The sequence below is a fragment of the Nocardioides sp. BP30 genome (genome assembly GCF_029873215.1).
Taxonomy (GTDB): domain Bacteria; phylum Actinomycetota; class Actinomycetes; order Propionibacteriales; family Nocardioidaceae; genus Nocardioides.
In genome coordinates this window covers 3,229,595-3,245,921 of record NZ_CP123620.1, presented here as the reverse complement: position 1 = coordinate 3,245,921, position 16,327 = coordinate 3,229,595, and the positions used below count along the sequence as shown (strand labels likewise).

18 protein-coding genes are annotated in these 16,327 nt (G+C 71.2%); 10 read left to right on the top strand and 8 right to left on the bottom strand.

What is annotated here, in order from left to right; genetic code table 11:
- Positions 1 to 41: 41 nt before the first annotated feature.
- Positions 42 to 1,271, top strand: coding sequence for an HNH endonuclease signature motif containing protein (locus P5P86_RS15340; protein ID WP_280608317.1), 1,230 nt, complete (start codon positions 42 to 44; stop codon positions 1,269 to 1,271).
- A 39-nt stretch (positions 1,272 to 1,310) separates the two neighbouring features.
- On the opposite strand, the gene P5P86_RS15335 is transcribed toward P5P86_RS15340, so the two are convergent.
- Positions 1,311 to 2,234, bottom strand: coding sequence for an ADP-ribosylglycohydrolase family protein (locus P5P86_RS15335; protein ID WP_280608316.1), 924 nt, complete (start codon positions 2,232 to 2,234; stop codon positions 1,311 to 1,313).
- Between the two features lie 64 nt (positions 2,235 to 2,298).
- Here P5P86_RS15335 and P5P86_RS15330 point away from each other — a divergent pair, with 64 nt between their 5' ends.
- Positions 2,299 to 3,576: an MFS transporter gene (locus P5P86_RS15330; protein ID WP_280608315.1), complete on the top strand. Its 1,278-nt coding sequence runs from the start codon at positions 2,299 to 2,301 to the stop codon at positions 3,574 to 3,576.
- Positions 3,577 to 3,630: 54 nt separating this feature from the next.
- Positions 3,631 to 3,834, top strand: coding sequence for a hypothetical protein (locus P5P86_RS15325; RefSeq protein ID WP_280608314.1), 204 nt, complete (start codon positions 3,631 to 3,633; stop codon positions 3,832 to 3,834).
- 19 nt (positions 3,835 to 3,853) lie between these two features.
- Here the strand turns inward: P5P86_RS15325 and P5P86_RS15320 are convergent, their stop codons facing one another.
- From P5P86_RS15320 to P5P86_RS15310, 3 genes are all read right to left on the bottom strand, one after another.
- The gene (locus P5P86_RS15320; protein WP_280608313.1) at positions 3,854 to 4,096 is read right to left on the bottom strand and encodes a hypothetical protein; all 243 of its coding nucleotides are present in this window, start codon (positions 4,094 to 4,096) and stop codon (positions 3,854 to 3,856) included.
- Between the two features lie 63 nt (positions 4,097 to 4,159).
- On the bottom strand, positions 4,160 to 4,804 hold the full coding sequence (locus P5P86_RS15315) for an NAD(P)-dependent oxidoreductase (RefSeq protein WP_280608312.1): 645 nt from the start codon (positions 4,802 to 4,804) through the stop codon (positions 4,160 to 4,162).
- A gap of 42 nt (positions 4,805 to 4,846) precedes the next feature.
- Positions 4,847 to 5,242, bottom strand: a complete 396-nt coding sequence (locus P5P86_RS15310; protein WP_280608311.1) for an FAD synthase family protein — start codon at positions 5,240 to 5,242, stop codon at positions 4,847 to 4,849.
- 46 nt (positions 5,243 to 5,288) lie between these two features.
- Between P5P86_RS15310 and P5P86_RS15305 the strand changes: the two genes are divergently transcribed.
- From P5P86_RS15305 to P5P86_RS15285, 5 genes are all read left to right on the top strand, one after another.
- Complete coding sequence (locus P5P86_RS15305; RefSeq protein ID WP_280608310.1) at positions 5,289 to 6,545, top strand: DUF445 domain-containing protein; 1,257 nt, start codon at positions 5,289 to 5,291, stop codon at positions 6,543 to 6,545.
- A 158-nt stretch (positions 6,546 to 6,703) separates the two neighbouring features.
- Positions 6,704 to 8,167: an APC family permease gene (locus P5P86_RS15300; protein WP_280608309.1), complete on the top strand. Its 1,464-nt coding sequence runs from the start codon at positions 6,704 to 6,706 to the stop codon at positions 8,165 to 8,167.
- Between the two features lie 24 nt (positions 8,168 to 8,191).
- Entirely contained in the window at positions 8,192 to 8,563 is a 372-nt protein-coding gene (locus tag P5P86_RS15295; RefSeq protein WP_280608308.1) for an FKBP-type peptidyl-prolyl cis-trans isomerase, read from the top strand.
- Positions 8,564 to 8,568: 5 nt separating this feature from the next.
- Positions 8,569 to 8,817 (top strand): RNA-binding S4 domain-containing protein, encoded by a 249-nt coding sequence (locus P5P86_RS15290; RefSeq protein ID WP_280608307.1) that lies wholly within the window; start codon positions 8,569 to 8,571, stop codon positions 8,815 to 8,817.
- 55 nt (positions 8,818 to 8,872) lie between these two features.
- A complete protein-coding gene (locus P5P86_RS15285) occupies positions 8,873 to 9,250 on the top strand; it encodes a hypothetical protein (RefSeq protein ID WP_280608306.1) in 378 nt (125 codons plus the stop codon).
- Positions 9,251 to 9,293: 43 nt separating this feature from the next.
- Here P5P86_RS15285 and P5P86_RS15280 read toward each other — a convergent pair whose 3' ends face one another.
- Positions 9,294 to 10,148, bottom strand: coding sequence for an inositol monophosphatase family protein (locus P5P86_RS15280; protein ID WP_280608305.1), 855 nt, complete (start codon positions 10,146 to 10,148; stop codon positions 9,294 to 9,296).
- An 81-nt stretch (positions 10,149 to 10,229) separates the two neighbouring features.
- Between P5P86_RS15280 and P5P86_RS15275 the strand changes: the two genes are divergently transcribed.
- A complete protein-coding gene (locus P5P86_RS15275) occupies positions 10,230 to 10,676 on the top strand; it encodes a DUF2231 domain-containing protein (protein WP_280608304.1) in 447 nt (148 codons plus the stop codon).
- A 111-nt stretch (positions 10,677 to 10,787) separates the two neighbouring features.
- Positions 10,788 to 12,773, top strand: coding sequence for a methyl-accepting chemotaxis protein (locus P5P86_RS15270; protein WP_280608303.1), 1,986 nt, complete (start codon positions 10,788 to 10,790; stop codon positions 12,771 to 12,773).
- Between the two features lie 24 nt (positions 12,774 to 12,797).
- Here P5P86_RS15270 and rsgA read toward each other — a convergent pair whose 3' ends face one another.
- Genes rsgA through P5P86_RS15255 form a run of 3 tightly spaced genes read right to left on the bottom strand, consistent with a single transcriptional unit; the run spans position 12,798 to position 16,299 of the window.
- Positions 12,798 to 13,805, bottom strand: a complete 1,008-nt coding sequence (rsgA, locus tag P5P86_RS15265) for a ribosome small subunit-dependent GTPase A (RefSeq protein ID WP_280608302.1) — start codon at positions 13,803 to 13,805, stop codon at positions 12,798 to 12,800.
- Positions 13,806 to 15,113 (bottom strand): 3-phosphoshikimate 1-carboxyvinyltransferase, encoded by a 1,308-nt coding sequence (aroA, locus tag P5P86_RS15260; protein WP_280608301.1) that lies wholly within the window; start codon positions 15,111 to 15,113, stop codon positions 13,806 to 13,808.
- A 37-nt stretch (positions 15,114 to 15,150) separates the two neighbouring features.
- The gene (locus P5P86_RS15255) at positions 15,151 to 16,299 is read right to left on the bottom strand and encodes a DoxX family protein (RefSeq protein ID WP_280608300.1); all 1,149 of its coding nucleotides are present in this window, start codon (positions 16,297 to 16,299) and stop codon (positions 15,151 to 15,153) included.
- Positions 16,300 to 16,327 lie beyond the last annotated feature (28 nt).

Sequence of the window (16,327 nt, the reverse complement as noted above, 5' to 3'; positions counted from 1 at the left end):
CGAACATGCGTTCGAACTGATCTCTCTCGGTGGTGGTCCTCATGCATCAGATCCAGACGGCACTCGCCACGATCACTGCTGCCCTCGACCAGGCCACGGACGCGAACCCGGTCTTCCTGGGAACGAATGACAAGAAGGACGTGCTCGCCGCGCTGATGCGGTCCCGCGCGCGGCTCGAGGAACTGTACCTGCGGGTGGTCGCCTCCGCCGACGATGTCGCCGCCGAGGTCGGTGCCCGCGATGTCGCGGCCTGGCTGACCGCGCAACACCGGGTCGAGAGTCCCGCCGCGCACACCACCCTTCGGTTGGCCCGGGAATTAGAGGCCCGGCCGGTGGTGCGGGCAAGGCTCGCGCGCGGTGCGTTCAGTCTCGAGCACGCCCGCGTCATCCTCCGTGGCCTGGACGACCTGCCCGACGACCTACCCGCCGAGGTGTTGGCGCGGGCGGAGGTCACGCTGTGCGACCTCGCGAGTGAGCACCGGCCCAAGGACCTGCGCCGCCTCGCCACGCATCTGTTGGAGGTCGTCGCACCCGAGGTCGTGGAAGCTGCCGAGGCCGAGGCGATCCGTCGGCTCGAGGAACAGGCCCAGGTGAAAGCGTGCCTGTCGATCACCGACCAAGGTGACGGGACGACCCGGATCCACGGCATCGTGCCCGAGGTCGTGGGTCATCGGTTGCGGACCTACCTGCAGGCCTACACCCAGCCCCGGGTGGCGGCCCTGGAGGCCGACGGCCGGGTCCAGCCTCGGAGCCGGCTCCTCGCGCACGCGTTCGCCCAGCTCCTGGAGAACACCGATCCCACCCGACTCCCCGCCCACGGGGGTGACGCGACAACGGTGGTGGTGACCATGACGCTGGACCAGCTACAGGCCGACCTCGGTGTTGCTTGGCTCGATGACGGCACCCCCATCAGCACCGGGGAGACCCGCCGGCTGGCCTGTACCGCGGGGATCATCCCCGCCGTCCTCGGCGGAGCATCCGAGCCCCTCGATCTCGGCCGCACCCGACGACTCTTCACCGGCCCCCAGCGCAAAGCCCTCGCGCTACGCGACAAACACTGCCGAGCAGAAGGCTGCACCGTCCCCGCACCCTGGTGCGACGCCCACCACGACCAACCCTGGTCAACCGGCGGCCACACCGACCTGAATCACGGATCCCTCCTCTGCGGACACCACCACAGACGCGCCCACGACCCGACGTACGAGACGATCAGGCTCCCCGACGGGCGCTACCGCTTCCAACACCGAACCCGGACCGCCCTGCGCCGTTGAGACAGCAGGCCCCCGGGTCCCGCCCGGCCCGGTGCCGGTTCAGCTCACGGCAGAGAGCGCGATCCTGCGCAGATCGACGACCGTGTAGCCGGGCCAGCCGTGAATGGCCTGCGTCCACTCCTGCGGGAACGCCGTGTCGCCGTGATGGGCACCGAGCAGGCTTCCCGCGACCGCTGCCACGGTGTCGGTGTCGTCGCCGACACCGATGGCCAGGGCGAGGGCGTCCTCGACGTCGTGGTTCGCCCGCAGAATCGCGCCGTACGCGACCTGGAGGGTCCTGACCGTCCAGCCGTTGGGGTGGAACCGTCCCAGGTCGCCGCCGGCGGCCTCGCGCAGGAGCTCGCCCCAGCGGTGGGGGTCGCTGACCAGGTCCAGGCCGGCGGGGAGGTCGATGCCGCCACCGGAGACAGCGAGTCGGACGGCTTCGGTCCACAGCACGCAGGAGTCGGCCACGTCGGGGTCGGCGTGGGTGAGTGCCGCCACGGCGCGCGCCGTCTCGGCGCAGGCCGCCCGGTCCTGCAGGTGGGCGAGGGCCACGGGTGCCGTGCGCATGAGCGCTCCGTTCCCGGCCGCGTGCGGATGCGCCGCGGCATAGGCCGCGGCGCGTGCGGACATCGCTTGCCCGAGCTGCGGCAGGTCGTCGTCGGCGAGACCATCGAGCACCGCGCGTGTCTGGATCCCGACATCCGGGGGAGAGGTGCGGTACCAGCCGAGGAAGCGCCGTGCCACCTCATCGAGTCGCGTCGGCAGGTCGTGGGCCGCCTCCAGGCCCTCGGTGACGGCCACTGCCATCGAGGTGTCGTCGCTCCACTTGCCCGGATCGAAGTCCCCGAGCCCACCACCGAGCATCGCCGGTCGCTGCCCGGGTCCCAGCGTGACCCTGTCGAACTCGTACGGAACACCCAGGGCGTCGCCGCAGGCCAGCCCCACGAGTACGCCGCGGGCGCGATCCTCCGTCGTCATGCGGTCCATCACACCACCCCGGCGACTGGAGCCGATGCGGTGCAGACGGTTAGCATCGCTAACGATGACGACGGTGTCCGATGCCCCCGAGACCACTGGCGCAGTGCTTCGCCGCATCGCCGCCTCGGCGTTGCTGCCCGCCTTCGTCTACGAGATCGGCAACGGTGCGATCGCCCCGATCATCGCGCTGGTGGCGCTGGGTGCCGGCGCCTCCACCAGCGTCGCGGGGCTGATGTTGTCCCTGGGCGGCGTGGGCCGGATCCTCGGCGACGTCCCGGCGGCCCTGATCGTCGACCGGGTCGGGGACCGCCGCGCCATGTTGCTCGCCGCCGGCGTGACGACGCTGGCGCTGATCGGCTGCTGGACCGAGCACGGTCTGTGGATGCTGGCCCTCTCCCAGCTGGTGATCGGGATGTGCGGCGCCGTCTTCTACCTGGCGCGTCAGTCCTACGTCTCCGAGGTCGTGGCGGTGCACCAGCGCGCTCGCGCACTCTCCACGCTGGCCGGCGCCCACCGGGTAGGTCTCTTCGTCGGACCGTTCATCGGTGCGCTCGCCATCGAGCTGTGGAACACCCGGGCCGCCTTCGGCGTCGCCGTCGCGGCGACGCTGGTGACCGCCGTGATCCTGATCGTTGTACCGGATCAGGAGCATGCCGGGGACCGGCCGCCCGCGCACCGGGGTGGCACGACAGCTCGGGCGATGTTCGCCTCTCACCGCGAGCTCTTCCTCACGCTCGGCCTGGCGGTGCTCCTGGTCGGCGCCGTGCGCGCGGCACGGCAGACGGTCCTGCCGCTGTGGGCCTCCCACATCGGTCTCGATGCGACCGCCACCAGCCTGATCTTCGGTGTCGCGAACGCCGCCGACATGTCGCTGTTCTACCCGTCCGGCCAGGCGATGGACCGCTTCGGCCGGCTAGCCGTCGCGGTGCCCTCCATGATGCTCCTCGGCCTGGGCATGGTCACGCTTCCGCTCGCCCACGACGCCGTGTGGCTCGGGGTGATAGCCGTCGTGATGAGCATCGGCAACGGCATCGGTTCGGGTGTGATGATGACGATCGGCGCCGACGCGGCTCCGGCGGACGGGCGCACGACGTTCCTCTCGGTGTGGCGGCTGCTCAGCGACACCGGCAATGCCCTGGGGCCCGTGGTGCCGGCGGTCATCGCCGGGGTGGCGTTCCTGGGCCTGGGCGTCTCCGTGACAGGCCTGCTCGGGCTGGGTGCGGCAGCCGGCCTGGCCCGCTGGGCGCCGCGCTACTCGCCGTACGCGACTCCGTCGATGGCCCGCCGACACCGGGAGGATCGGGAGCAGGGGCCCGCGCGCTCGCCCGTCGGTCCCGCCTGACGCCGCGTTCCGCAGAGGCCGCATGCGCGCCCGCGAGCGGGGCACCAGTCAGACATGAGCGAGTACGCCGACGACGCGAACCCAGCCGACGTGGACGAGCAGTCGATCCCGCTCGGGGACGGCGAACCGGACGCGGTCGAGGATGCGCCGACACCTCACGACGAAGTCGACGACGCCGATCTCCTCGAGCAGTCGACGCCCGTCGGCGGTGAGGATGAGGACTATCCCAACGACCTCGAGGTCGAGCCGGACGTGTGAGCCGCCGGCGCGGCGTTCCTCACCGGGGGATGACGACCGCCCGCTCGCACGCGTGCGCCAACTCGCTGCGCACCGCCGGCGCGGTGTCGGGCAGCGCCAGCTCCAGCAGCAGCAGAGCGGCGCTGCGGGCCGCTCGGCCGGGGTGATCGCCGGGCAGCTCGGGCGCGATCGCTATCACCTCGACACACACGTCGAGCGCCAGGTCGCGGTCGGCGGGATGCAACCGGCCGGTGAGCGTGAGGAGCGTGTCGGTGTGGTCCATGGTGGTGACAACGAGAGCCCCGCCGAGCCGGTTACGTCTCGGAACGGGGCTCTCGTCGATCGGTCAGTGGCCGACGGTGAACCGCTGGCGCGGGTGGCGGGACTGCTCGATCTCGTCGACGTACGCGAGCGCGAAGTCGGTACCGGAGATCTCCGAGGAGCCGTCCTCCTTCGTGACCAGCACGTCGCCGCCGGTGCGATAGCTGCCGGTCGTCTCGCCGGGCGCGAACGAGCCGAACAGCGCGGCGGGGGAGACGTAGAACCAGCGCAGCTCCTCCGGGGTGCGGCGCAGGGCCTCGAGCACCTCCGCGTGCGCCGACGCCTCCGCCTTCCACTCCTCGTGGAAGTCAGGGGTGTCGATCAGCCGGGGACCTCCCTCGGCGACCAGCGAGCTGCCGGCACCGCCGACGAACGAGAGCCGTACGTCGTTCGCCAGCGCCGCCGCCACCAGCTTGGGCAGCACGTCGACGAGCTTCTGTCCGTCCACACCGGCGCCGTGCACGGCGACCACGATCTCGTCGCCGTCCTGACCGGCATGGCCCAGCACGTGGGTGTCGGTGATCGAGCCGGTGCGGTACTCGACGCCGTCGAGAGGCTGTTCGGGCAGGTTGCGGGAGTAGGAGATGACGGTGTGGCCGCGCTTGACGGCCTCGGCGGCGATGTTGCCGCCCGCGTAGCCGGTGCCACCGAAGATCACGAGGTTGCTCATACTTTCAACCAACCGCGTCACCTGCGCGCTGATTCCCGCCGATCAGGCCTGGGCGATCTTCTCGATCAGCGCGGTGGTCGAGATCGCAGGGGTGCGGGGTAGGTAGAGGACCTCGCACACGTCCTGGAACTCGTCGAAGCGGCCGGCCCAGTCGTCGCCCATCACCAGCACGTCGGCGCCGTACTTGAGGATGTAGTCGCGCTTGAGCTCCAGGCTCTCCTCGAGGAAGACCTCGTCGACCGGCTTGAGCGCTGCCACGATCGCGAGCCGCTCGGCCTCGCTGAAGACCGGGTCCCGGTCCTTCTTGCGCCGGTTCAGCTCGTCGGCGCTCACGCCGACCACGAGACGCTCGCCGTACGTCGCCGCGCGCTCGATCATCCGCAGGTGGCCGACGTGGAAGACGTCGAACGTGCCGAAGGTGATCACGGTGCGAGACATGAGGGGAATCGTCCCATGCGTGGAGCGACCCGGCAGAATCGAGCCCATGACGGCCGGCCCGATCACGGACACCTCTGCCGACGCGGTCCGACGTCGGGCCCTGCGCCGGATGCGCACCGTGGCGACCTCGCTGCTCGTGCTCGCCGCGATCGTCTTCGCGCTGACCCTGCACCGGGACGGCTTCCTCGGCTTCGTCAACGCCGGCGCCGAGGCCTCCATGGTCGGTGCCATGGCCGACTGGTTCGCCGTCACCGCCCTGTTCAAGCACCCACTGGGGCTGCCGATCCCGCACACCGCGCTGATCCCGCGCCGCAAGGACGACATCGGGCACAGCCTCGAGGAGTTCGTCGGCGAGAACTTCCTCGCCGAGGACGTGCTGCGCGACCGGATCGCCGTCGTGCAGCCGGCACTGCGGATCGGCACCTGGCTCGCCGAGGAGACCAACGCCCGTGCGCTGGTGGACGAGGCGTCCACCGTCGCGGCCGCGGCTCTGAGCCGGGTGCGGGACGACCACATCGCCGAGCTCGTCAACGACGTCCTCGTCCCGCGCCTGAGCGAGGAGCCGATCGCACCGCTGCTCGGCGGTGCGCTGGAGGGGGCGCTGGCGGACAACCTGCACCACGGTGTCGTCGACCTCGCGCTGGTGGAGCTGCACGACTGGCTGGCGGCCAACCAGGACACGGTGACCGACGTGTTGGGCGAGCGGGCGCCGTGGTGGATCCCGACGGCTCTGCGCGACCCGGCGGCGGCCCGTATCCACCTCGAGATCGTGCGATGGGTCGCCGACATCCGTGACGACCCTGACCACCGCGCCCGCGAGGCACTGGACAAGCTGCTCGGCGAGCTTGCCTCCGACCTGCAGCACGACCCCGCCACCCAGCAGCGGGCCGAGAAGTTCAAGGACCGCCTCCTGCAGCACCCGCAGGTGATCGCCACCTCGATCGAGCTGTGGGATGCGTTGCGCCGAGCCCTGAGCTCCGCCCTTCGGGACGATGACAGTGCGCTGCGGGCGCGGCTGGTCGAGGAGGCCACCCGTTTCGGTGAGCGACTGCGGACCGATGCCGAGCTGCGCGAGCGCCTGCAGGCGGTGGCGGCCGACGCCGTCGTCTACGTGGTCAAGCGCTACGGCAAGGAGGCGACGGCCGTCATCACGCACACCATCGAGCGCTGGGACGGCCGCGAGGCCTCGCGACGCATCGAGCTGCACGTGGGACGCGACCTGCAGTTCATCCGGATCAACGGCACCCTCGTCGGCGGTCTGGTCGGGGTGCTCATCCACGCTGTGACGACGCTGGTGGGCTGACCGGCCGACCCATCGATCCCAGGCCGATTTGCGTCATGGCGTGCGGATTCGCGCGAAAATTTAACAACTTGCGACGGAATCGAAACACCAGAGAGTGTCGCGAAGCCTGATCGGTGTCTAACATCACACTCGCTGTCCCGATGAAGGCGAGGAAGACGTTGACCACTGTTGTCCCGACGCAGGAGTCCCAGGACCCCGAGTCCCAGGGCGGGCTCCGTGAGGGCGCTCTGCACATGTTCGACACGATCATCATGGCCTTCGCCGGGAGCGCTCCGGCGTACTCGCTCGCGGCGACCACGCCGCTGCTGATCGGCGCCGCCGGCCTGTACGGGCCGGCCGCCCTGCTGTGGTGCGCGATCCCGATGCTCGGCATCGCCATCGCCTTCAGCTACCTGGGCAAGCTCGACGTGCATGCCGGCGCGAGCTACTCCTGGGTCGCGCGCGCTCTCCACCCCGCCCTCGGCTTCATCTCGGGCTGGTCGCTGGTCGTCTCGGCGACGATCTTCATGGTGGCCGGCTCGCTGCCCGCGGGGCAGTACACGCTCTCGCTCTTCTCCCATACCGCTGCGGACAACACCTGGGCCTGTATCGGCGTCGGCGCCTTCGTCTTCCTGGTGATGGCGGCGCTGGTCCTGCGCGGGGTCACGATCACCGCACGGGCGCAATGGATCATGACCGGCATCGAGGTCGCCATCCTGGTGGTCTTCGGCATCGCCGCCCTGATCCACGGTGGCGACGCCGCCTCCTTCCAGTGGTCCTGGCTGTGGGGCTGGGGGCACTTCGGCGGCATGAGCGGCTTCGCCGGCGCTGCCCTGATCGCTGCCTTCTACTTCTGGGGCTGGGACGTCACCGCGAACCTGTCCGAGGAGACCCACGAGAGCGAGAAGAACTCCGGTCTCGGGGGCCTGATCGGCGTCGTCGGCGTCTTCCTGCTCTTCGAGATCTTCACCATCGCGGTCAACATGATGTTCACCGCCCACCAGGTCCAGCACAGCGACAACCTGCTCGGCGACCTCGGCAACATGGTCGCCGGCAATTGGGCCGGCAAGACGCTGGTCTTCGCCGTGGTTCTCTCCACCATCGCGACGCTCGAGACCACGCTGATCCAGGTCACCCGCACGCTGTTCGCGATGGGCCGCGACCGCACCATCCCGAGCATCTTCGGCGTTGCCCACCGCCGCTGGCTGACCCCGTGGTTCGCCGTCGTCGTGGTGACGGTCGTCTCGCTGGTCCTCTTCGTCGCCTCGACCAAGCTCGGCGGCGTCTCGACGATCATGGGTGACGCGATCACCGCGATCGGCCTGCAGATCTGCATCTACTACGCCTTGGCCGGGATCGCCGTGGTGGTCGCCTACCGCAAGGTCGTGTTCACCAGCGTGAAGAGCGCCATCCTGGTCGGCCTCTGGCCGGCGCTCGGCGCGGTGTTCATGATCTTCCTGCTCATCCAGTCGTGCTTCGGGCCCAACCGGCTCTCCGGTGCGGAGATGGGCATCGGCTTCGGCGCGGTCGCGCTGGGTCTGATCCCGATGGCCTACTACTGGCTCTCCGGCAGCCCGTGGTTCCGCAACCCCGGCCCGCGGCTGGACGCCGTCGCCGAGACGGTGACCGAGGTGGGGCTCTGACCGACGGCGGCCTAGGGTGGGGTCATGAGTGAGAAGCCCGAGATCGACTTCGTCGACCCGACCCCGCCCACCGACCTCGTCATCACCGACCTGTCCGAGGGCGACGGCGAGGAGGCGGTGGCCGGCAAGACCGTCAGCGTGCACTACGTCGGTGTCGCCCACAGCACCGGTGAGGAGTTCGACGCCTCGTACAACCGGGGTGAGCCGCTGCGCTTCCGCCTCGGCATCGGGCAGGTCATCTCCGGCTGGGACCAGGGCGTGCAGGGCATGAAGGTGGGCGGACGGCGCCAGCTCGTCATCCCGCCCCACCTCGGGTACGGCGACCGGGGCGCCGGTGGCGTCATCAAGCCCGGTGAGACCCTGATCTTCGTCGTCGACCTGCTCGGCGTCAGCTGACGCGCGTGGCCGAACCGCAGGACGTCCCCATCCGGGACGAGTCGATCCGGCTGGGGCAGTTCCTCAAGCTGGCCAACCTGGTCGACAGCGGTGCCGACGCCAAGCCCGTCATCGCCGAGGGTGCGGTGCGCGTGAACGGCTCGGTCGAGACCCGTCGTGGCCGCCAGCTCCACCGCGGTGACGTGGTGGAGCTGGGCGGCGTGACGGCGCGGGTCGTGGACGAGGCGACCTTCGACGACGGTCTGCCCTGGTAGCCAGGTGGTGTGACATCCCCCGGTGGGTACCTCTTCGGAAACGAAGGGAGTGGCCATGTCCACCATCGGTTGGATCATCGTGGCGATCGTCGTGGTCGTCCTGCTCGTGGCTCTGGCGATGTGGGCCCGTTCGCGGCGCCACCAGAAACTGAGCGCGCGGGCCGCAGAGTTGCGTACCGAGGCGCAGCAGCACACCTCGGAGATCGGCTCGCACCGGCACCAGGCCAAGGAGGCGAGCGTTCGAGCCGACGCGGCCCGACTCGAGGCCGAGCGGGCTCAGCGCGAGGCCGACGAGGCCAACACGGCGCTCGCCCAGGAGGAGGCGCTGCACGAGGACCGACTCCGCGAGGCGGACCGTCTGGACCCGGCCGTGGACCACAAGGCCGACGACTACCACCCGACCTCGGGTGGGAGCCACCGAGCGCGCGACTGAGTCCGGGCCGCCTAGCGCTGCCGGCGGTCCCGATCCGATCGGGTCAGGGCCGCCGCAGCGGCGTGACCGATCCCGGCCCGTGACTCGGCCAGTCCGGGTCATCACCGTCCGGAACCGTGCCGAGGAACGAGAGCGCCGCGTCGTGCAGGTGACCGTTCGTCGCCAGGCCGTTGCCGCCCCACGGGCCATCGGTGCCCTCGAGCGAGGTGAACCGGCCGCCCGCCTCGGTGACGACGGGCACGAGGGCGGCCATGTCGTACAGGGCGAGCTCCGGCTCGGAGGCGATGTCGACCGCACCCTCGGCCAGCAACATGTAGGACCAGAAGTCGCCGTACCCGCGGGTGCGCCAGCAGCGTCGCATCAGAGCGAGGAAGTCGTCGAGGCGCCCACGCTGCTCCCAGCCGTCCAGCGAGGAGTAGGCGAGCGACGCATCCTCCAGGCGCCGTACGTCGGAGACCTGGTTGCGGCTCGCCTTCATCAGTGACTTGCCGGTCCAGCTCCCCTGGCCACTGCTCGCCCACCACCGCCTCCCCAGCTGCGGGGCGGAGACGACCGAGAGGACGACCTCGTCCTCGACGGCCAGCGCGATCAGCGTCGCCCACACCGGCACGCCGCGCACGTAGTTCTTCGTGCCGTCGATCGGATCGATGATCCATCGCCGGGACGAGGTGCCGGAGGAGCCCTCCTCCTCACCGGTGACGGCGTCGCGGCTGCGCACCCGCGAGAGCGTTCGGCGGATCGACTCCTCGACCGCCCGGTCCGCGTCGCTGACCGGGGTCAGGTCGGGCTTGGTCATGACGTGCAGGTCGAGCGCCTTGAACCGGTCGGAGCTGATCGAGTCGGCGTCGTCGGCCAGCAGGTGTGCCAGACGAAGGTCGTCGGTGTAATCGGTCGCCACCCGATCAGCGTAGTGGGCCGACGGCGGACGCGCCGGGACGTCCTCAGGTCCTTGTCAGCCGGGCCGTGCAAGATTCAACCCATGACGATCGACGGCCTTCCGCTCCATCCGCTCATCGTGCATGCCACCGTGGTCGCGCTGCCGGTGCTCGCGGTCCTCTCGCTTGCCTACCTCCGGCCTCGCTGGCAGGGCGGTCTGCGCTGGCCCCTGGCGGCGATGGGAGTCGTCTCGGCGGCGCTGATGTGGCTGACCAGCTCCAGCGGCGACTCGCTGAAGCACGATCGGTTCGACCACATCAGCGGCATCCTCGCCCAGCGCATCCACCATCACGAGGACCTCGCCGGGAAGCTCGGCGTCGCCACCTATGTCCTCGCCGCCGTCGCGGTGATCATGACGGTGGTGCGCGGCCGGTTGCCGGTGCCGGTGCTCTGGCTCGGCTCGGTGCTGCTGGTCGTCGGCGCCGTCGGGGTCGGCGTGCTCGTGGTGCTCACCGGCCACGCCGGTGCCGAGGCGGCCTGGGCGCAATAGGCTCCGCGCAGTGTGACTCAGGTCGCTCGCGAGCCTGCCGATCCGGTTCCCGTCCGAGCCCGCCGGTCCACGCGGGAGCGGCCCCTGCTCCCGCCGCGGAAGGAACCGACAGTGACCGTTGACTTTGCCGAGGACGTCAGGACCACCTCGACCGCCCCGACCACGCCGGCCACGCCGGCCGCGCCGGCCGCGCCGGCCGCGCCGGCCGCTTCGGCCGCTTCGGCCGCTTCGGCCGCTTCGGCCGCTTCGGCCGCTTCGATCGGCTACGGCGTGGTCGACGCCATGACGGTCGGCGCCCTCGTGATCGACCCGCGGATGCGGGTGCTGCACGTCAATCCGGTCTCCATCAGGGACCTGCAGGCGGACTCCGGCGAGCAGGTGACGCTGGCCTCCCTCATCGGCATGGACTTCGCGGCGATGCTGCCGGACCCGGACGTGGCCGCCGCTGTCGCGGACCCCGCCCGGTTGCCGTACCGCACTCTGGTCCCTCTCGGCGAGCGGACGCTCGAGGTCTCGCTCAGCGCCATCCGCGACGTGGACGGTCACTACCACGGTGCTCTGCTGATGGCGCCCGACGTCACGGACAAGCTCGCCGCGGAGCGCGCCTCGGCCGACGCGGAGGCGGACGGCGCCACCACCAACGCGCTGCTGACCGGGCTGGTGGGCACCGACACCCGCGAGGGCACGATGCAGTACGTGCTCGACGTGCTGGCGAGCCACTGGCGGCTGCCCTACGTCGCCTACTGGTCGGTCGGCGACGAGGGCGTGATGACGGCGATCCAGGATGCCGGCACCCCTGGCATCCGGGAGCAGGGCCGTGCGCTCGACGCGGCGGTCACGTGGGCCCGCGGCCAGGGGCTGTGCGGCAAGGCGTGGGCCAGCCGCGACCTCTTCTACATCGCGGACGTCGCGACCGCTACCGACGCCGACTGGGCGGGCGCTCGCGAGGCGGCCGCGGCAGGGGTGAAGTCGGCGCTCGCCCTGCCGATCACCACCCACGGCGAGGTGGTCGGGGCGATCGAGGTCGCCTTCGACTACGAGCTGCTGCTCTCCGAGCAGCGCAAGGCGGCGATCCGCAGCATCGCGCAGATCGTCTCCGATGCGATGGAGCGCTCCTTCGACAGCGAGCGCGCGCGGACGGAGGCCGCCGAGACCGAGCGTCGCGTCGCCGAGCTGCTCGGGTTCGTGCGTGAGGTGGCCGCCGGTGACCTCGGGTCCCACACGGCGGTCACGGGTGCCGACACGCTCGGTCAGATGGGTGCGGGCCTCAACGACCTGGTCAGCGCGTTCCGGTCCTCGCTCTCGCGGATCAACCAGACCGCCGACGCGCTCAACGCCGCCGCCGGTCAGCTGACGGCCGTCGCGCAGGGCATGGACGACGGGGCCGCGCAGACGACCGACCGCGCCGCCACCGCGTCGAGTGCCTCCGTGGAGGTCTCCGCCTCGATCCAGACCGTCGCCACCGCCGCCGAGCAGATGACCGCAAGCATCCGCGAGATCGCCCGGAACGCCACCGAGGGCTCCACAGTGGCGACCCAGGCGGTGGGCATCGCCGGCAACACGCAGGACACGGTCGCCTCGCTCGGCGAGGCGAGCGCCGAGATCGGCAAGGTCATCAAGGTGATCACCTCGATCGCCGCCCAGACCAACCTCCTGGCCCTCAACGCCACCATCGAGGCGGCCCGAGCGGGTGACGCCGGTCGCGGCTTCGCCGTGGTCGCCAACGAGGTCAAGGAGCTGGCCGGTCAGACCGCCAAGGCCACCGAGGACATCAGCTCCCGGGTGGCCGCCATCCAGGGCAGCACGACCGACGCCGTCCAGGCGATCACCGAAATCAGCAACGTGATCGCCCAGATCAACGACATCACCGGCACCATCGCCTCGGCGGTGGAGGAGCAGACCGCCACCACCAACGAGATCGCGCGCTCCGTCACCGAGGCGGCGAATGGGGCCAACAGCATCGCCGAGGACGCCACCCAGGTGGCTCGGGCCGCCGCCGAGACGCAGTCGGGCGCCCAGGACACGCTCGGCGCCGCGACGCGACTCACAGCGATGGCCGGCGAGCTGAAGGAGCTGGTGGGCCACTTCCGGCTCTGAGGGCCGGGCGAGGGTCGCGGGCGATCAGTACGGCGAGACCGAGCGGGCGTCCAGCAGACGCCGGAAGGAGGCGACCCGCTCGGGGTCGGCGTCGCCGCGCTCGACCGCCTCGTCCAGGCCACACTCGGGCTCGTCGGCGGCGTGGGTGCAGCCGCGCGGGCAGTCCTCGGTCATCTCGTCGAGGTCGGGGAACGCCTCGATCAGGTGCTCCGGCTCGACGTGGGCCAGCCCGAAGGACCGGATCCCGGGAGTGTCGATGATCCAGCTGGTGCCGCCCTCGGCGGCCGGATCCGGGAGCGCCAGCATCAGCGCCGACGTCGAGGTGTGCCTGCCGCGGCCCGTCACGGCGTTGACCACGCCGGTCTCGCGGTTGGCGTCCGGGACCAGCGCATTGACCAGGGTCGACTTACCCACGCCGGAATGACCCAGCAGCACGCTCGCGTGGCCGGACAACCGCTCGCGCAGCTCGCCGAGGTCACCGCCACGTCGGGTGACCACCCACGGCACGCCGAGCGCTCGGTACGTGGACAGCAGGGTCTCGGGGTCGGCCAGGTCGGCCTTGGTGAGGCACAGCAGCGGAGCGAGCCCGGCGTCGTACGCCGCCACCAGCGCCCGGTCGATGAGTCCGTGCCGTGGCTCGGGGTCGGCCAGCGCCGTGACGACCACGAGCTGGGTCGCGTTGGCCACGATGACCCGCTCGACGGGGTCGTCGTCGTCGGCCGTCCGGCGCAGGACCGTCGTGCGCGGCTCGACCTCGACGATGCGGGCCAGCGCGCCCTCCGCTCCCGACACATCGCCGACGACCCGCACGCGATCGCCCACCACCACGCCCTTGCGTCCGAGCGGCCGCGCCTTCACCGCCCAGACCTGGACGCCCGCGACCAGCAGGGTGAAGCGCCCGCGGTCGACGGTGAGCACGACGCCGTCGACAGCGTCGCCGAAGCTCGGCCGCTCCTTGGTGCGGGGGCGAGAGCCACGCCGGCGAGGCCGGTCGTAGTGCTCGACGTCCTGCTCCGAGTAGCGGCGGCTCAATCAGGCCTCCTGCGGTGCGCCGAACAACGCTGCCCAGAACGGCGCGAAGTCGGTGAACGTCTTGCTGGTGGTGGCGACGTTCTCGACCAGGACGCCGTCGACCGCCGCACCGATGATGACGCCGGCATGGGCCATCCGGTGGTCGGCGTAGGTGTGGAAGACGCCGCCGTGCAGGGTCGCCGGACGGATCAGCAGCCCGTCGGGCTCCTCGGTCACGTCGGCCCCGAGTGCCCCGAGCTCGCGGGCGAGGGCGGCCAGCCGATCGGTCTCGTGGCCGCGGATGTGGCCGATGCCGGTGAGGTGCGAGGGCGTCGAGGCGAGCGCGCACAGCGCGGCGATCGCGGGCGTCAGCTCACCGACGTCGTGCAGGTCCTTCTCCAGCCCCTGGAGCCGACCGGTGCCGGGGCCGGCCACGGCGAGGCCGTCCTCGACGTACTCGACCGTGCAGCCCATCGCCGTCAGGATCGCGCGTAGCTCGTCACCGGGCTGGGTCGTCACCCGCGGCCAGTCCCGGATCACCACGCGACCGCCGGAGACGGCGGCCAGCGCGAGGAACGGCGCGGCGTTGGACAGGTCGGGCTCGATCGCCCGGTCCACGGCCTTGACCGGGCCCGGTGAGACCGTCCAGCGGTCGGGCTCGCCCCCGGGATCCGACGGAGCGTCCACGACGACGCCGTGTTCACGCAACATCTCGACGGTCATCTCGATGTGGGGGAGCGAGGGCACCGGAGCACCGGCATGGCGTACGTCGAGGCCGCGCTCGTACCGCGCCCCGGCCAGCAGCAGTGCGCTGACGAACTGGCTCGATGCCGAGGCGTCGATGACGACCGTCCCGCCGGCGACGGCGCCGGTGCCGTGCAGGGTGAACGGCAGGCCGTCGCCGCTGACGTCGACCCCGAGGGTTCGCAGGGCCGTCAGGACCTCACCGACCGGGCGTTGGCGCATGTGGGCGTCGCCGTCGAAGGCGACGGTGCCGGTGGACAGCGCCGCGATCGGCGGCACGAAGCGCATCACGGTGCCCGCCAGGCCACAGTCGATGGTGGCGTCCGCGGTGAAGGCGGCGGGGGTCACCGCCCAGTCCGCCCCGTCGGTGTCCACCCGGGCGCCCAGCGACGCCAGCGCGGCCGCCATCAACAGGGTGTCGCGCGAGCGGAGAGCCCGGGAGACCACTGAGGGACCGTCGGCGATGGCGGCGAGCAGCAGCGCGCGGTTGGTCAGCGACTTGCTGCCGGGCAGCGAGACGGCCGCCGTGACCGGTGTGTGGGCGCGAGGCGCCGGCCAGGGGTCGGCGATCGGAGGCTGCGTCACGTCCGCAGCCTATCGAGGTCCGACCCCTGGTCCCCCCTCAGGCGATCTTCGCCTTCGCGGATTCGGTCACGGCGGCCGCCTGGTCGCGCGCCGCGGCGACGATGGCAGGGCCCTGCTTGCGGGCCCGCTTCCTCGCCTTCTCGGCGTTCTTGCGGGCGTTCTTCGCGGTCTTCTTGGCTTGCTTGCGCAGGTCCTTCGAGGTGCTCTTGGCCTGCTTGCGCAGGTCCTCGGAGGTGTCACGGGCGGTGCTGATCGCCTGGTCGCGCCAGTCCTCGAGGACGGGGCCGGCGTTCTTGCGAGCGGTCTTGGCGGTCTTCTTGGCCTGCTTGCGCAGGTCCTTCGAGGCGCTCTTGGCCTGCTTGCGCAGCTGCTTGGAGGTACGGCGGGAGGTGGTGACCGCCTGGTCGCGCCAGTCCGCCAGGACCGGTACGGCCTCCTCCCGGGCCGTCTCGGCGATCGAGGCGAGCTGGTCGCGTGCCGCGGCGGCGACGACCGGTGCCTTCTCCTTCGCCGTGTCGGCCAGGCTGCTGGCCAGCCCGCTCGCCCGCTCGGCCAGGTGCTGGGTCGTCTCGGAGGTCGCGGCCTGGTGGGCGGCGTCCACGATCGCGTCCTTGGCATGCTGACCGGCTGCGACGAGCGCCGTACCGAGCGCGCCCACGCCGACCTCGGCCTCGAGCGCGGCGACCTTGCCCTCCAGCTTGGCGGTGCTCGCCTTGTGGCCGATCTCGCGCTTGGCGTCGCCGACGGCGTGCTTCGCCAGCCAGGCGACGCCCGGCTTGCCGTCGGTGTCGCCGGCCGCGATGATCAGACCGCCGAGGAGGGAGAGGTTCTTGGCCAACTGGAGCTGCTGCTGGCGGCGTACGGCGGGATCCGACTCGTTCCAGAAGTCGTGGCCGGCAACGGTCGTGGGGACCAGTGAGGTCGCCAGCACGGCCGCGGAGAGCCGGGGGAACCGACCGGTGGCCAGGCACAGGCCGGCGGCCAGCTGGACGCCGGCATTGATCTTGACCAGCTTCTCCGGATCGTTCGGAAGGGGCAGGCCGGCTCGCTGTGCCAGCCGGATCAGCGGATCCGTGACCGGCTCTGCCTTGGTGGCTGCGCCGGACGAGTTCCGCAACGTGTTGATCGGACCGACCACGAAGACCGAGGCCAGCAGAGGACGCGCGATGGTGCGGCTGATGCTCATGGCGGCCCTGTTACCGAGAACCACCGGG

Coding starts and splice junctions, on each gene's coding strand:
- P5P86_RS15340 (WP_280608317.1), top strand. CDS start 42: ATGCATCAGATCCAGACGGCACTCGCCACGATCACTGCTGCCCTCGAC.
- P5P86_RS15335 (WP_280608316.1), bottom strand. CDS start 2,234: ATGACGACGGAGGATCGCGCCCGCGGCGTACTCGTGGGGCTGGCCTGC.
- P5P86_RS15330 (WP_280608315.1), top strand. CDS start 2,299: ATGACGACGGTGTCCGATGCCCCCGAGACCACTGGCGCAGTGCTTCGC.
- P5P86_RS15325 (WP_280608314.1), top strand. CDS start 3,631: ATGAGCGAGTACGCCGACGACGCGAACCCAGCCGACGTGGACGAGCAG.
- P5P86_RS15320 (WP_280608313.1), bottom strand. CDS start 4,096: ATGGACCACACCGACACGCTCCTCACGCTCACCGGCCGGTTGCATCCC.
- P5P86_RS15315 (WP_280608312.1), bottom strand. CDS start 4,804: ATGAGCAACCTCGTGATCTTCGGTGGCACCGGCTACGCGGGCGGCAAC.
- P5P86_RS15310 (WP_280608311.1), bottom strand. CDS start 5,242: ATGTCTCGCACCGTGATCACCTTCGGCACGTTCGACGTCTTCCACGTC.
- P5P86_RS15305 (WP_280608310.1), top strand. CDS start 5,289: ATGACGGCCGGCCCGATCACGGACACCTCTGCCGACGCGGTCCGACGT.
- P5P86_RS15295 (WP_280608308.1), top strand. CDS start 8,192: ATGAGTGAGAAGCCCGAGATCGACTTCGTCGACCCGACCCCGCCCACC.
- P5P86_RS15285 (WP_280608306.1), top strand. CDS start 8,873: ATGTCCACCATCGGTTGGATCATCGTGGCGATCGTCGTGGTCGTCCTG.
- P5P86_RS15275 (WP_280608304.1), top strand. CDS start 10,230: ATGACGATCGACGGCCTTCCGCTCCATCCGCTCATCGTGCATGCCACC.
- P5P86_RS15255 (WP_280608300.1), bottom strand. CDS start 16,299: ATGAGCATCAGCCGCACCATCGCGCGTCCTCTGCTGGCCTCGGTCTTC.